The following is a 13563-nucleotide window of genomic DNA, read 5'->3' as shown; positions in this document are numbered from 1 at the left end:
ACAATCAACAATAAGGCAAGCATCATGGACTTTGTAAGGACGCCGGAGAAGCGATTTGAACGACTTCTGGATTACCCGTTCGCCCCTCATTACCTGAATGTGGACGGACTTCGAATGCACTTCCTGGATGAAGGGCCCGAAGACGCCAATCCCATCTTGATGATGCATGGAGAGCCTTCCTGGTCTTACCTTTACCGCCACATGATCCCTGTATGTGCTGCGGCCGGGCACAGAGTCATCGCTCCGGATCTGATCGGTTTCGGAAAATCCGACAAACCCACCGCCATTGACGACTATTCCTACCAGCAGCACATGGACTGGATGCAGTCCTTCCTGAATCAGCTGGACCTGACGAACATCACCCTGGTTTGCCAGGATTGGGGCTCCCTGTTGGGTCTGCGTCTGGCTGCGGAAAACCCAGATCGGTTCCGGGCCATTGTCGTCGGCAACGGTATGCTGCCAACGGGTGACCAGAAGGCGCCACCGGCGTTCAAGGTCTGGAGAAACTTTGCACTGCACAGTCCCTGGTTTCCCGTGGCGCGCATCATCAATTCCGGCTCCTTCCGCAAACTCGGTCCCGATGAAATACGGGCTTATGACGCGCCCTTCCCCGGCAAAACGTACAAGGCCGGTGCGCGGGCCTTCCCCCGACTGGTGCCAATGCATCCGAACGACCCTGCCAGTGAAGCCAACCGGAACGCCTGGCAAGTGCTGGAACGTTGGGAAAAGCCGTTCCTGACCACCTTCAGTAATGGCGACCCGATAACCCGGGGCGGCGATACCTATATGCAGAAGCGGATACCGGGCGCCAGCGGGCAGCCCCATGTAACCCTCAAGGGCGGCCATTTCCTGCAAGAGGATTCACCCGTGCCCTTTGCCCGGGCGATCAACAATCTGTTGGCTGGTCTGTCCTGACCCGCCGTTGCTCAATCCTGGCTAACCGGTCCCCGGGGCCGGTAGTGCCAGGATGACCAGCTGTACAGGCCAAGCGCAACCCAGATCACCATGAAACTCATCAGCTGGATATCGCTCAGGGGTTCACCGAAAACCACCAGGGCAATTACAAACTGCAGAGTCGGGTTGATGTACATCAGAAAACCCAGGGTCGCCAGTCGCAGGCGCCGGGCAGCGCCCGCAAAAAGGAGCAACGGGATGGCCGTTACAATGCCGCTGGCCATCAGCAAACCACCGGTGTAAGCACTCACCCCGAAATGGGACATGCCCTCCCCTGCCAGCCAGCCAAAAGTGAGCAGGCCCACCGGCAACAACAACAGGGTTTCAACGAACAGGCCGGACAACCCATCCAGTTGCACCTGCTTCCTGACCAGACCGTAGGTTCCGAAACTGATCGCCAGAGCCAGGGAAATCCAGGGCAGCTCACCAAGCATTGCCAGCTGGATCAGGATGCCGATACCCGCGAGGACCACAGCCACCATTTGCCACCACCCCATGCGCTCGTGCAAAACAAGCATGCCTAGCGCGACGTTCACCAGTGGTGTCAGAAAATAGCCAAGACTGGCCTGAAGCACATGGCGGGTTTCGACAGAATAAATGTAAATGCCCCAGTTAGCCGCTATAAGCAGTGCACAGGCAAGTACCCGCCAGAGCTGGGCCGGACTTGCCAGTGCCGTTCGAACAGCAGGCCAGCGCCGCAGGCCAGTGATGACCAGGGCCAGAAAAACACAGGACCAGATAATACGGTGAATAAGGATTTCGAACGCCGGAACGCCGTCAAACAGGGCAAAGAACAGAGGAAAGCAGCCCCAGATGGTATAGGCGCTCAACCCATACCAGACGCCCCTCGTCACTTCTGTCATATAGAACCTACCCCTGGCAAGAGTGTCTAGGCCGGCTTTTTCTGGGTGACCACCAACGCGACCCCGACAATTGCGATCAGCCCACCCGTCATTGCCAGCCCGCCCAGGCGCTCATCGAACAACACGAACGCTTCGAGTGCGGTGACCGGCGGCACCAGGTAGAACAGGCTCGCAACCTGGGAAGCGGCACCCTGGCGGATTAGCCACATCAACAGCAGAATGGCGCCAATCGATACCCCGAATACCAGCCAGGCCATGGATAGCTGCAACTGCAGGCTCCACTCCACCTCCCGGGTTTCCAGAGCGAAAGCGCCAACGGCAAAAAGGCTTGCCGCAGCGGCATACTGGATTACCGTGCCCGCCACCAGATCAGCCCCGGTGCCGTGACGCTTCTGATAGACCGTGCCGATGGAAATGCCGGCAAGTGCAAACAGCGCCCAAAGCAGGCTCCAGGGTGAAAACATAGAGTCACTGCCGCTGACTCCGAACTTTTCCATCAGCACGAGGGCGACACCCACCAGCCCCAGTGCAAGCCCGACCCACTGACGCGCACTCACGGACTCTTTGAGAATGGCAACGGCAGCCGCTGCGGTCACCAAGGGTTGCAGCCCCACGATCAGCGAAACAATGCCCGACGCCATTCCGTCCTGGATTGCGTAATACACACCGCCCAGGTAACAGCCGTGGACCAGCACCCCGGTAACCGCCAGATGCCCTGCTCCGCGCCAGCCTGGCCAACGGGTTTTCATGATCCATGCCAGACCCACCAGCAATACAAGCGTCATCAGCATACGGATCAAAAGCAGCGTAAACGGCTCCGCAAACGGCAGACCATATTTGGCGCCGATAAAGCCGGTACTCCATAGCCAGACGAACAACGCGGGCACGAAAAACGAGTAGAACAGTGAGCGCATGAAACCCAACCGGATTCGATGTATTTATTTGTAGTTCTGCTTACTTTATAAGTTAACCTGCAAACAAAACAGATACAGAAATCCGGTTTCATGACCAGTACAGATGGTCAGCAGTCGCTCTCCGGCAGCCTTACCTCGATCTCCGGCTCGTCTTTGTGCCACTTACCTTCCCAGGTTACCCGGTGCTCCCCACCCGGTTGCGGTGTTACGGTGATGGATACAACTCCGAAACTGGTCGGTGCCGGACCAAAGCGGATGGGCTCTTCCTGTTGCAGCCAACGGGGAGGAATCCCCGCGCAAAGAATCAGGCGGCCTCCCTCTTCCCGAACAAAACAGTTCCGCACCATCAATACCCACTCGGCCGATGCCCAGACGTGGTGACCATCCCCCATACACCCGCCTTCCGTTGCCGGATGGATGGCTTCTGGCCACTGCCCGGTAGGCGATGCCAATCCCGCAACCGCATCCACCAGTTCCAGAAACCGAGGATCCTCTGCACGTAAAAGCACCTGCGCCACATGCAAGGTCAGATAAGCGTTAAGACCGGAGTGAATCATGTCCTGATAAAACGCCCCTTTCACAAAGCATTTTTCAAGCAGGAACTCGACACTGTCGAGCAGCCTGGGATCCGTGGGCTCACACAATTGCGTGGGGTAACCCATAGCCAGCGAACCAATGGCACCGGCATCCATGCGACGGTATGGCGAAGCCGGCATCCCTGGTCGGTTCAGGCGTTTTTCACAGGTTGCCAGACTGCGGTCGACGGTCTGGCTGAATTCCCGCGCACCGGCGCCAAAGTGTTCGCTGTTTTCCCGGTCAACCGGGGCCAGTAATGCTTGTGCAGCCTTGAGGCCGGCGATGCCCCAAAAGTCGTCCCAGTAGTAATAATCATTGGGCCCCAGGTGTTCGGCACTGAAACCGGCAGGCAGCAGCCCGGCATGGGGCACGTCATCGGAATCACTGAGGCGTTTTTTCTCTATCCAGCGTGCGCCCTTGCGCACGGGCTCATGCCATTCACGATGCAGCGGCCGCCCCGTGAGTTCATGGAACCGCCTGAGAATCCATAACACTTCACCGTTGGCATCCCACTCCCCCTCCTGGGAGCGGAAATAGCCATTCTTCAGCTGTCGCGCCGGAAACTGGTAGAGCGCCCGTTCGGCCCGGTCGGTCAGCCCGGCGCATAACAAGGCATGGACGATAAATGCGGCATCACGAAACCAGAACCGCTTGTAGGTATAGGGCCCGGGGTAGACGTCTTCCGGTGAATGCAGCACCAGGGAATTCAGAGCCGCATCATAGAGAAACTGCCAGTCTTCATCGGGGCACTCCAGCCGCGCACACCCCTCAAGGGTGCCAGGCCAGCTGTCCGGAGCAATGGCCGGTGCCAACTCATCCTGCAGCGGCACCGTGATTCTGAGTTCCGAGTCCTCGCCAGCCTCAACCCTGAACAGAGCCGCCGCCGTGGCCATGCCTACGTCGCATTGCCCCTCAGTCTGATCCTCATCGTTTTGCAGATGAATATGAACGTCACCCTGGCGGTAGTTCGAAACGTGGTGCCGCTCTGCCGGCCGACTGAAAAACACCGCCTGCTTTCCATCAACGGTCCAGGCATCGCGCTGCCCAGAGAGCTGAATCTTGTTGATGAAACTGACGCCCTCAGGATTGGCCGGGCGCAAGGCTATGACGAGCGAGCCGGACGCCTCCGCACGGGCCGTCACCACCATCTCGCAAACCGGCCGGCCATTGTCCACCACCACCCGGGAACGACTCGTCAGGGCCAGTCCATCCTGCCCGGAATCGGTGATCACAGAGGGTCCACCCTCAAACTCCTGACGTTGCCGAGCAGTTTTACAGCGTGAAGGCAGCAAACACCGGCCATCATCTGCCAGCAGCCACGCATCCAGCGACCAGGCATCATGAAACGGCGTCAGCAACCCACGGGGGTCCACAATCGGAAGTTCATCGACATCCGGCTGACCAATCGCAGTCCAGTTACGGTTGCTCAGGTTGATGTGGGTAATGGAAAACGCCCGGGGGATAAAAGCAACATCTTGCGGATCGAACTGACGCTCCACCCAATAGGGCCAGACCCAGTCCAGATTATGCTGGATGACCCGGCTGTTGATCAGCCCGCGCGCGTGGAACACCACTCCGGCCCTGAGCAATTCGATAGGCTCTCCCACCTCGGATGGCTGGGCAAAGCTGTGCAGTTTGCCCAAAAGCGCGATCGGATCCAGAAAACCGTGACGGTAGGCCACGCGCTTGACCAGGTAACGCCAGGGTAGCCAGTTCAGCCAGCTCATTGGGTTGCCTCCTGTTCTGTGGGTTCGGTCTCGACCTTGTAGCGGGCCAGTGCCCTACGGGCCAGGCGGTTCAGATACACAACCGCCAGCACGGTGCCCACGAACCCGGCACCATAAATGGCCCACTCCAACGGGGTGCGCCCCGTCTCCCGAACGCCAAGGGTGGACAGATCCGCTGCCAGTGAGCCCAGGTAGACGTTATGGAGCGAGAAAGGAAGAACACCCAGGAAAGTCCCAGCCACAAACCCGACGAACGAGAAGTTAGTAAGACCAAACAGATAATTGGACAGCTTGCCAGGGAAAAAAGGAATCAGACGGGTGAGCAGCACGATCTTCCAACCGTGGGGTGCCATTTCATTGCTCACAACAGACAGCCGCGCTCGGTTGCGGATGTACACGTGGGCATGCTCACCCAAAAAATGCCGGGCAATCAGAAAGGCAATGGCTGAGCCAAGGGTGGTACCCGCAACAACGTAGATCGTGCCCTCCGGCACACCGAAAACAAAGCCGGCCCCGGTGGTCAGCAACACGCCCGGCAGCAGGAGCACCATGGCCAGCATCATAATGCTGATGAACAGGAGTGCCGCCCAGGCACCCTGAGTGTCGAACCAGCGCAGCAACTCAACCACTTGCTGGTGGACTCCGAAGGCATAGAGCAGTCCAACAACCAGCCCGACGCCCGCAATACTTCCGCCCATCAAGACGATGGGCGACTTTATCCAGTTACTCATGCCCCTACCCTAACGCGGGAGGGCACCGGGTCTCAAAGGACGCACAGATACGTATGGGTTTCAGGGGCTGCTGAGAATCGACTGAAGCTTCTGGGTCAGCTCGACAGCCTCTGCTCCCAGGGGCGTAAGGTACCCGCCATCTTTCTGGCTGATCAGTCCCTTGGCGTGGAGGTTCTCGGCGGCTTTCAGCGTTTCCGGGGCCGCCGAATGGGCATGCACCTTGAGTCCTTCCTGAGTCGAAGTAGAGGGGAACAGGCCCAGGAGATTGAGTTCGGCAAGGTGATCAACAGAGAATGGCATGGCATTTCCTCGTATTATTATCAGGGTTTACACTCAGCATAGTCGATTCACACCATGAAGCTTTCCCGAATTCTCAGCAACCGGAACGGGGTCAGTCGCCGTCAGGCCAATTTCCTGATCGCTTCAGGCCGGGTGGCGGTCAATGGCGTCACCTGCAGGAATCCCGCGACGGAAGTGGATCGGTTCTCCAGCGTTCATGTGGATAACAAGATTCTGCAGACCGCTGAGCCCTGCCATTATCTGATGCTGCATAAACCGGCAGGTTTCCTGAGCGCAACCCTCGATGACACTCACAGAACCGTAATGGAATTGATTGCCCCGGATTTGCGCGCGGATCTGCACATTGCCGGACGACTCGACCGGGCCAGTACCGGCCTGCTGGTTCTAACCAACGATGGTCGCTGGTCACGGCAGCTCACCGAGCCCCGGATCAAAATCCCCAAGGTCTATCGGGTAAGCACCGCGCACCCCATCTCCCCGGAGACTACTCACCGGTTCGCTGAAGGTATCTGGTTTGAGTTCGAGCAGCTGAAAACCTCACCGGCACAGCTGGATCTGCTGGGTCCCACGGAGGCAAGACTGACCATCTACGAAGGCCGCTACCATCAGGTCAAGCGGATGTTCCACGCCGTTGGCAACCGTGTAACGGCCCTGCACCGTGAACGGATGGGAAGTATCACGCTGGATGAGAAGCTCGCAGAGGGCGAATATCGCCCCCTGACTCCTGAGGAGATCCGTTTGACATCAGACGGAACGGAGACAGAAAGCAGCAACCTGGCAACCCTGCCTTAAATGCTTTGAGCGCGCTTTTCTGCGTCCTCATCAAGCTCATCTTCGGTGTCACCCCACTGCTCAGAAAGGGCTTCATAGGCGTCCGAAAATCCTTTACGGGCTCGCTCCCATGCAGACGCCGAACTGGCCTTGAGCTCCTGATACCAGTTTTGCACACGGGCCCGTTGCTCCCTTAAGGATTCCAGGCTTTTCTGGCCACGGTCTCTGGCGGTATCGCTCATGTCGTCCCAGTTCTCCGAGAGCTGCTTATCCAACTCTTCAATTCGCTGGTCCAACGCAGACAGGGTTCTGTTGATCGATTCTTCGGCCTGCTCTTTCTGATCGGAGCCATACTCTTTCAGAGCTTTGCCCAGTTCCTGGGTCTCCTGTTTCAGCGACTCCACTGAGGTGTCTGGCGAAGACTCTGCCAGAGCTGCTCCCGGAAGCATTCCGGCAAGCGCCAGAGCCAGCAGACAGGCTATCGGTTTCATGATCGTTCACCTCGTTTGGATGTGTCAGGGAACTCTAGCAGCGCTGTCTGATGCCATGCACCTTAACTAAACCTAATACTCACTTGCCCGGAATGCGGGGAAGGCCTTCGATCACAGCCTCACAGACCTCATCCTGGTTCAGCCCGGCGCCCTGCACCACCAGATCAGCATGTCGGGAGTATAGTTCAAACCGCTCGTCGAACAGTTCCTCGAGCGACTGATCGGGGCGTCTGGAAATGCCTCTCATGCTGTGATCACCAATTCGCCTGATGACCAGATCAAGGGGGATATCCAGAAACACGACGGTGCCGTTGATCTTGAGATGTTTCATGGCTCGGGCACTGTACACTGCACTGCCCCCGGTGCTGATCACCTTGTGCCTGACATCCAGCTTCAGCAATACCTGCTCTTCAATATGTCGCAGGGCTTCGTAGCCATCCTCATCGACAATCGTTTGCAGGGTGCGACCCGCGTCTTCCTGGATAAGCAGATCGGTATCAATAAACCCGAGGCCCAGCCGCTTGGCCAGCAGAACTCCCACGGTGCTTTTGCCGCTGCCCGGCATGCCGATGAGAACAAGGTTTCCTGTTTCGGTCTGGTGAGCCATGATATCCGTGTGTGACCTCCCTGAAGAATGAGAACTGACGAGCAATACGCAGAACGTAACATTTTTCCGACAGAGCGCGTGCTTTATTCCGCTTCGCAAGCCCGTATAATCCAAAGGAAAGCAGTGTTACAAAGAACTTCAGGCCGGCAGTGAACGGCATCTTTCGCGAGTGAGCAATGACTATCGGCAGATCCGCACTCATACCATCCGTCACAGCGCTGCTGCTGATATTGTCAGCACCCGCCCTGGCCGACAGCATCAAGCGTATTGTGCATCCGGATGGCACCGTCGAGTTCACCAACGTAAAAAGCGCCAGCCAGCCCAGAGCCTCCAGTGGCAACGATACCGTCTACCGTTATACCGATGAAAATGGCGTGGTAGCCTACAGCAGTGCCCAACCAGCCGGTGCGAAGTTCGACGTGATTCGTTTCTATTGCTACGCCTGCGACCCGGAATCCAGCGTCGACTGGCGTAAAACTCCCCTGTTCACGGCGCCATTCAGGTCTGAAATCCAGACGGCAGCACAGGAATATGGCGTTGATCCCGCACTTGTTCGCGCAGTGATTCACGCCGAGTCCGCCTTCAATGAAAAGGCCCTGTCTCCGGTTGGAGCCCAGGGGCTGATGCAGCTTATGCCCGGCACGGCAAAAGAACTTGGGGTCAGAAATGCCCTGGCCGCCGCCGAGAACATCCGTGGCGGTGTGCACTATCTGTCAAAAATGCTCGATCGTTTTAACGGAGACATCCGGCTGGCCACCGCTGCCTATAACGCAGGGCCCGGGGCAGTCAGCCGATACCAGGGCGTCCCTCCCTACGCCGAAACAAAAGCCTATGTTGAGCGGGTCAGCATTCTTCACGAGCGCTACGCCGCGCTGTAGCGCCCGGCCGAGGTTAAAAAAACCATGAACTTCAAACGCATGGAAACCTTTATATGGGTGGCGACGCTGGGCAGTTTTCGCAAGGCAGCCGAGCACCAGAACACAACCCAGCCGGCCATTTCTAACCGTATTGCCGCTCTTGAGGAGGAGTTGGGGGTCCGGTTATTCGAGCGCAAGTCTGGCCACAGCCAGCTTACGAGCAAGGGGCAGGAACTGCTCCCCTATGCCGAGAAAATTGTCTTTATGGCCCAGCAGCTTCGCAAACGGGCAAACCGTGGCGCACTGTTGTCAGGCATTCTCCGGCTCGGCGTTTCAGAGACTATTGTCCATTCATGGCTGCCGCGCCTCTTTCGGGAACTGCATGAGACCGCACCAGATCTGGATGTGGAAATAACGGTCGATGTGTCATCCAACCTCCGATCAGGTTTGCTGGATCGCAGTCTGGACCTGGCCTTTCTGATGGGCCCCGTTTCCGAGCCGAAAATAGAAAACCGGGCGCTCTGCAGTTTTCCGTTGATCTGGGTAGCCAGTCCGGAACTGAACCTTCCTGACAGACTCCTGAGCCTCAAGGAACTGGCTGAATGGCCCATCATTACCTACGCCAGAAACACCAAACCTTTTGCCGAAATCAGTCAGAAATTCAGCGAACTAGACGAACTGCCGGCCAGATTCTACTCCTCAAGCTCGCTGGCGGCCTGCCGGCAATTAACACTCGACGGCATCGGTATCTCGACACTTCCACTGAGCGTAATCAAAGACGAACTGGACAACGGCAGGCTGATAAAACTAGGAACCTCCTGGACCCCCTCCGAGCTCACCTTTACGGCCTCCTACCCTGGCGTCCCGTTCAACCCGATAGCGGAGTTGGCAGCGAATCTTGCGGTCATGGTATCCGCTGACTATGACCAGACCACACATCACAAAAAGTTATCAGAAGACCTAAAAAACGATAATTAGACTTTTTCACACCACGGGTTACCCTGAAATTTACTTGTAAAAGACAATTTCAATCAGGGGTTACCGTTATGCACACAGGTGCGTATTCCGATTTCAAAAACAACCTGCTTGATCAGGCTTCCGAACTGCGCGCCCGCATTCGCTCCGGCACCCATACGTCCACCACGAGCGGTCTGGCCAACAGCCTGCTGCAGGGCAATGTCGTTATCCTGCCATCCGAATGGGCCGGCGACTTTCTTCTATACTGTCAGAGCAACCCGGTAGCCTGCCCGCTGATCGGCGTGTCCCAACCCGGCGACCCCATGCTCCCTGACCTGGGGCATGATCTGGACATCCGCACAGATGTGCCCGAGTACCAGGTGTTCAGAAATGGCGAGCGAGAGGAGAAAGTCACTGACTTGAAAGAACTGTGGCAGGACGACCTGGTGACCTTTGTCCTGGGGTGCTCGTTCTCTTTTGAAGATGCCCTGATCAGGGCGGGCCTTTCGGTCAGAAATGTGGAAGAGGAGCGAAACGTTTCCATGTTCCGCTCCAACATCGCAACCCGACCGGCGGGCCGATTCAGCGGCAATATGGTGGTGTCCATGCGCCCGTTCAACGGTGCCGATGCCATACGGGCCATCCAGATCACAACCCGCCTGCCCAAAGCCCACGGCGCGCCGGTTCACATAGGCGATCCGGCCCTGATTGGCGTTCAGGATGTCCACAAACCGGATTTCGGAGATCCGGTAACGATCAAACAGGGCGAGCTGCCGCTGTTCTGGGCTTGCGGGGTAACGCCGCAACTGGCCCTTGAGAATGCACGCCTGCCCTTCGCAATAACTCATGTACCGGGAAAGATGCTGCTTACAGAGCGGCTCAATGAAGAACTTGCGGTGCTTTGAGGCCGCAGCACCTTTGTAATCGAAAAAAAACAGAAACACGGGAGATTCATTATGCTCAAACAACTTGCTACAGCCACCCTGGTCACCGCGGCGCTGCTCACCTCAACCGTGCAGGCCGATCAATGGCACATGCCAACGCCCTATGGTGATGCCAACCTGCCCACCAAGATCGCTTACCAGTTTGCCGAAGACATCAAGAACGGCACCGATGGTGATATCGACATCACCGTTCACTCCGGGGCGTCCCTGGTCAAACACCCGGAAATTCCGAGGGCGGTGAGAACCGGCCAGGTTCAACTGGGGGAAATCTTTGTCGGCATCATGGGCAACACCCACCCGGTGTTCAAGCATGACAACATCCCATTCCTGGCAACCAGCTTTGAAGACGCCAAAACACTCTGGGAGGCCGCCAAGCCACAGATCGAAAAGCAGCTGGACAAAGAAGGCATGGTTCTGCTGTACACAGTACCCTGGCCAGCCCAGAGCCTTTACACCAAAGCCCCGGTCAACACGCTGGAAGACCTCAAAGGCCTGAAAATGCGGGCGTACAGCCCATCCACATCACGTCTGGCTGACCTGATGAACACCACCCCGACCACCGTTCAGGTACCGGAGATTCCCCAGGCGTTCAGTACCGGCATCATCGACGCCATGATCACCTCACCGTCCACCGGCGCCAATGGGCAGGCCTGGGATTACCTCTCCCACTACACGGACATCAAAGCCTGGATTCCGAAAAACGTTGTGGTTGCCAACAAGCGGGCTTTCCGTCGCCTGAGCGATGAGCAACGTCAGGTCATTCTGGACGCTGCCGCGGCCGCCGAGGAAAGAGCCTGGGAAGGCGTTCGCAAAACCGCTGCCGAAGACACCGCCACCCTGGCGGAAAATGGCATCACGGTTTCCGAGCCGTCTGATGAACTGATGTCCGAGCTTCAGAAAATCGGCGACATCATGGTGAAGGAATGGAAAGAAGAGGCTCCGGAAGAAGTAGGCGCCATTCTCTCCAACTACCGCTAAAGGTTCATTTGAACGGGGCTCCTGAGTATTCAGGGGCCCTTCGGGAGGCAATCCGCAATGAGTTCCCTTCGAGAGAAATTCTATCTGGCATCCGGCTACGCCGCTGGCTTCTGTATTACCCTGATCATGGTCGTCATACTTGCCCAGATCGTGGGTCGCCTGTTCGGCTTCATCATCCCCTCGGCGGAAGATGTGTCCGGCTATGCTCTTGCTGCCTCCACCTTTTTTGGTCTGGCTTACACCTTCCATAACGGCGGCCATATCCGGGTAACCCTGGTTATCCAGAAATGGTCGGCGCGGCCCCGGTTCTTTCAGGAACTGGTGGTACTGATTTTCGGGTTCGGGCTCGCCTGCTACATGACGTTCTACTGCTGGCACATGGTGTGGGAGTCGTACATCTTCGAGGAAGTGTCCCACGGCTACATTCCCATTCCGATCTGGATACCTCAGGTTCCGGTCGCACTGGGTATGACTGCACTCGCTATCGCCATTCTCGATGACCTGGTCGCCGTAATCCGCAAGCGCACGCCGTCCTATCAGCAGCATGAAGACGAGCTCAATCTGGAGGAAGTGTAATGGATATTGCGTTTCTCTCCATTGTGTTGGCCGTGTCGATGGTCCTGATGCTCGCCGTGGGTGTATGGGTGTCTCTTACCCTGGTCGGCATCGGAGTGCTCGGGCTGCTGCTCTCCGGCAACGATCAGATCGGCCTGCTGTTTGCCACATCCAGCTGGGGCGCGAGCACCAGCTGGTCTCTGACCGCCCTGCCCATGTTCATCTGGATGGGCGAGGTTCTGTTCCGGACCAGACTGTCCGAAGATCTGTTTAAAGGCCTGGCGCCCTGGATGGGCGGGCTGCCGGGCAAACTTCTGCACGTCAACATCCTCAGCTGCGGCATTTTTGCTGCGGTCTCGGGCTCTTCCGCAGCGACCGCCGCCACCATTGGCCGGATGACATTGCCAGAGCTGAAGGCACAGGGTTACAGCGACAAAATGGCGGTGGGCACACTCGCCGGTTCCGGCACCCTCGGGCTGCTAATTCCGCCGTCCATTATTCTGATTGTTTACGGCGTAGCCGCAGAGGTTTCCATCGGTCGCCTGTTTATCGCCGGTGCCCTGCCTGGCCTGATGCTGGTCGCCATGTTCATGGGCTATACCATGATCTGGGCCAAGCTCAACAAGGATCAGCTACCGACTACCAAAAAGGAAAGCCTGGCGTTTTCGGCCAAGATCAAAGCGCTCAGGATGCTGCTGCCGATCGTTGGCCTGATTATTTTCGTGCTGGGCTCTATCTATACCGGTTTTGCCACTCCCACCGAGGCCGCTGCCCTCGGCGTATTCGGCGCTCTCATTATTGCCGCCGCAACCGGCTCTCTGAGCATCCAGAGTTTCCGGGACAGCCTGCTGGGCGCGGTAAAAAGCTCCTGCATGATCGGCCTGATTCTCGTCGGTGCCCACTTTCTGACTCTGGCGATGGGTTTTCTGGGCATACCAAGAGAGCTGGCCGCCTGGATTGGCAGCATGTCCCTGACACCGTTCGAACTGTTGATTGGCCTGACGGTGTTGTTCGTTCTGCTCGGCTGTTTCCTTGACGGAATTTCTGTAGTGGTTCTGACCGTTGCCGTTGTCATGCCCATGGTGCAGCAGGCAGGTATCGATTTGCTCTGGTTCGGGATCTTTATTGTGCTGGTCGTTGAAATGGCACAGATAACGCCCCCTGTGGGCTTCAACCTGTTCGTCATCCAGGCCCTGACCGGCAAGGACATACTCTACGTGGCCCGGGCAGCCCTGCCGTTCTTCCTGTTGATCATGGCGGCGCTGTTCCTGATTGGCTGGTTCCCGGAGATTGTCACTTACCTGCCCCAGACCATGAGTAAGGGATGAGGCAGGAAAC

General features: G+C 57.4%; 15 protein-coding genes. 8 read left to right on the top strand and 7 right to left on the bottom strand.

From position 1 onward, the window contains the following. Window positions 1-24: 24 nt before the first annotated feature. The gene (locus KO499_RS08425; RefSeq protein ID WP_215983246.1) at window positions 25-915 is read left to right on the top strand and encodes a haloalkane dehalogenase; all 891 of its coding nucleotides are present in this window, start codon (window positions 25-27) and stop codon (window positions 913-915) included. An 11-nt stretch (window positions 916-926) separates the two neighbouring features. Here the strand turns inward: KO499_RS08425 and rarD are convergent, their stop codons facing one another. The 5 genes from rarD to KO499_RS08400 all read right to left on the bottom strand — a co-directional run bounded on the left by rarD (window position 927) and on the right by KO499_RS08400 (window position 6065). Next, the gene (gene rarD / locus KO499_RS08420; RefSeq protein WP_215983245.1) at window positions 927-1817 is read right to left on the bottom strand and encodes an EamA family transporter RarD; all 891 of its coding nucleotides are present in this window, start codon (window positions 1815-1817) and stop codon (window positions 927-929) included. Between the two features lie 26 nt (window positions 1818-1843). Continuing rightward, window positions 1844-2731 (bottom strand): DMT family transporter, encoded by an 888-nt coding sequence (locus KO499_RS08415; RefSeq protein WP_215983244.1) that lies wholly within the window; start codon window positions 2729-2731, stop codon window positions 1844-1846. 107 nt (window positions 2732-2838) lie between these two features. Then, window positions 2839-5034: a hypothetical protein gene (locus KO499_RS08410; protein WP_215983243.1), complete on the bottom strand. Its 2196-nt coding sequence runs from the start codon at window positions 5032-5034 to the stop codon at window positions 2839-2841. After that, on the bottom strand, window positions 5031-5765 hold the full coding sequence (locus KO499_RS08405) for a TVP38/TMEM64 family protein (protein WP_215983242.1): 735 nt from the start codon (window positions 5763-5765) through the stop codon (window positions 5031-5033). Before KO499_RS08405 ends, KO499_RS08410 begins: the two co-directional genes overlap by 4 nt. A gap of 60 nt (window positions 5766-5825) precedes the next feature. After that, entirely contained in the window at window positions 5826-6065 is a 240-nt protein-coding gene (locus KO499_RS08400) for a TIGR02647 family protein (protein WP_215983241.1), read from the bottom strand. A 54-nt stretch (window positions 6066-6119) separates the two neighbouring features. On the opposite strand from KO499_RS08400, the gene KO499_RS08395 reads away from it, so the two are divergent. Continuing rightward, a complete protein-coding gene (locus KO499_RS08395; RefSeq protein ID WP_215983240.1) occupies window positions 6120-6857 on the top strand; it encodes a pseudouridine synthase in 738 nt (245 codons plus the stop codon). Here KO499_RS08395 and KO499_RS08390 read toward each other — a convergent pair. After that, window positions 6854-7327, bottom strand: coding sequence for a hypothetical protein (locus KO499_RS08390; RefSeq protein ID WP_215983239.1), 474 nt, complete (start codon window positions 7325-7327; stop codon window positions 6854-6856). The two genes, KO499_RS08395 and KO499_RS08390, sit on opposite strands and share 4 nt — an antisense overlap. 79 nt (window positions 7328-7406) lie before the next feature. Further along, window positions 7407-7934, bottom strand: coding sequence for a shikimate kinase (locus KO499_RS08385; protein ID WP_215983238.1), 528 nt, complete (start codon window positions 7932-7934; stop codon window positions 7407-7409). 176 nt (window positions 7935-8110) lie between these two features. Here KO499_RS08385 and KO499_RS08380 point away from each other — a divergent pair, with 176 nt between their 5' ends. The 6 genes from KO499_RS08380 to KO499_RS08355 all read left to right on the top strand — a co-directional run bounded on the left by KO499_RS08380 (window position 8111) and on the right by KO499_RS08355 (window position 13553). Further along, entirely contained in the window at window positions 8111-8812 is a 702-nt protein-coding gene (locus KO499_RS08380) for a lytic transglycosylase domain-containing protein (RefSeq protein ID WP_215983237.1), read from the top strand. A gap of 24 nt (window positions 8813-8836) precedes the next feature. Next, entirely contained in the window at window positions 8837-9769 is a 933-nt protein-coding gene (locus tag KO499_RS08375; RefSeq protein WP_215983236.1) for a LysR family transcriptional regulator, read from the top strand. 68 nt (window positions 9770-9837) lie between these two features. Then, the gene (locus KO499_RS08370) at window positions 9838-10653 is read left to right on the top strand and encodes a putative hydro-lyase (RefSeq protein WP_215983235.1); all 816 of its coding nucleotides are present in this window, start codon (window positions 9838-9840) and stop codon (window positions 10651-10653) included. Window positions 10654-10704: 51 nt separating this feature from the next. Next, a complete protein-coding gene (locus KO499_RS08365; protein ID WP_215983234.1) occupies window positions 10705-11670 on the top strand; it encodes a TRAP transporter substrate-binding protein in 966 nt (321 codons plus the stop codon). A gap of 57 nt (window positions 11671-11727) precedes the next feature. Beyond that, the gene (locus tag KO499_RS08360; protein WP_215983233.1) at window positions 11728-12246 is read left to right on the top strand and encodes a TRAP transporter small permease; all 519 of its coding nucleotides are present in this window, start codon (window positions 11728-11730) and stop codon (window positions 12244-12246) included. Beyond that, window positions 12246-13553: a TRAP transporter large permease gene (locus KO499_RS08355; RefSeq protein WP_215983232.1), complete on the top strand. Its 1308-nt coding sequence runs from the start codon at window positions 12246-12248 to the stop codon at window positions 13551-13553. The genes KO499_RS08360 and KO499_RS08355 overlap by 1 nt, the downstream gene beginning before the upstream one ends. Window positions 13554-13563: the final 10 nt, after the last annotated feature.

The sequence above is a fragment of the Marinobacter sp. F3R08 genome (assembly GCF_018860425.1).
GTDB lineage: Bacteria > Pseudomonadota > Gammaproteobacteria > Pseudomonadales > Oleiphilaceae > Marinobacter.
This window is presented reverse-complemented; position numbering and strand designations above follow the sequence as displayed.

Bases quoted from the DNA above. Each gene is read 5' to 3' on its own strand.
- KO499_RS08425 (WP_215983246.1), top strand. From the start codon at position 25: ATGGACTTTGTAAGGACGCCGGAGAAGCGATTTGAACGACTTCTGGAT.
- rarD (WP_215983245.1), bottom strand. From the start codon at position 1,817: ATGACAGAAGTGACGAGGGGCGTCTGGTATGGGTTGAGCGCCTATACC.
- KO499_RS08415 (WP_215983244.1), bottom strand. From the start codon at position 2,731: ATGCGCTCACTGTTCTACTCGTTTTTCGTGCCCGCGTTGTTCGTCTGG.
- KO499_RS08410 (WP_215983243.1), bottom strand. From the start codon at position 5,034: ATGAGCTGGCTGAACTGGCTACCCTGGCGTTACCTGGTCAAGCGCGTG.
- KO499_RS08405 (WP_215983242.1), bottom strand. From the start codon at position 5,765: ATGAGTAACTGGATAAAGTCGCCCATCGTCTTGATGGGCGGAAGTATT.
- KO499_RS08400 (WP_215983241.1), bottom strand. From the start codon at position 6,065: ATGCCATTCTCTGTTGATCACCTTGCCGAACTCAATCTCCTGGGCCTG.
- KO499_RS08395 (WP_215983240.1), top strand. From the start codon at position 6,120: ATGAAGCTTTCCCGAATTCTCAGCAACCGGAACGGGGTCAGTCGCCGT.
- KO499_RS08390 (WP_215983239.1), bottom strand. From the start codon at position 7,327: ATGAAACCGATAGCCTGTCTGCTGGCTCTGGCGCTTGCCGGAATGCTT.
- KO499_RS08385 (WP_215983238.1), bottom strand. From the start codon at position 7,934: ATGGCTCACCAGACCGAAACAGGAAACCTTGTTCTCATCGGCATGCCG.
- KO499_RS08380 (WP_215983237.1), top strand. From the start codon at position 8,111: ATGACTATCGGCAGATCCGCACTCATACCATCCGTCACAGCGCTGCTG.
- KO499_RS08375 (WP_215983236.1), top strand. From the start codon at position 8,837: ATGAACTTCAAACGCATGGAAACCTTTATATGGGTGGCGACGCTGGGC.
- KO499_RS08370 (WP_215983235.1), top strand. From the start codon at position 9,838: ATGCACACAGGTGCGTATTCCGATTTCAAAAACAACCTGCTTGATCAG.
- KO499_RS08365 (WP_215983234.1), top strand. From the start codon at position 10,705: ATGCTCAAACAACTTGCTACAGCCACCCTGGTCACCGCGGCGCTGCTC.
- KO499_RS08360 (WP_215983233.1), top strand. From the start codon at position 11,728: ATGAGTTCCCTTCGAGAGAAATTCTATCTGGCATCCGGCTACGCCGCT.
- KO499_RS08355 (WP_215983232.1), top strand. From the start codon at position 12,246: ATGGATATTGCGTTTCTCTCCATTGTGTTGGCCGTGTCGATGGTCCTG.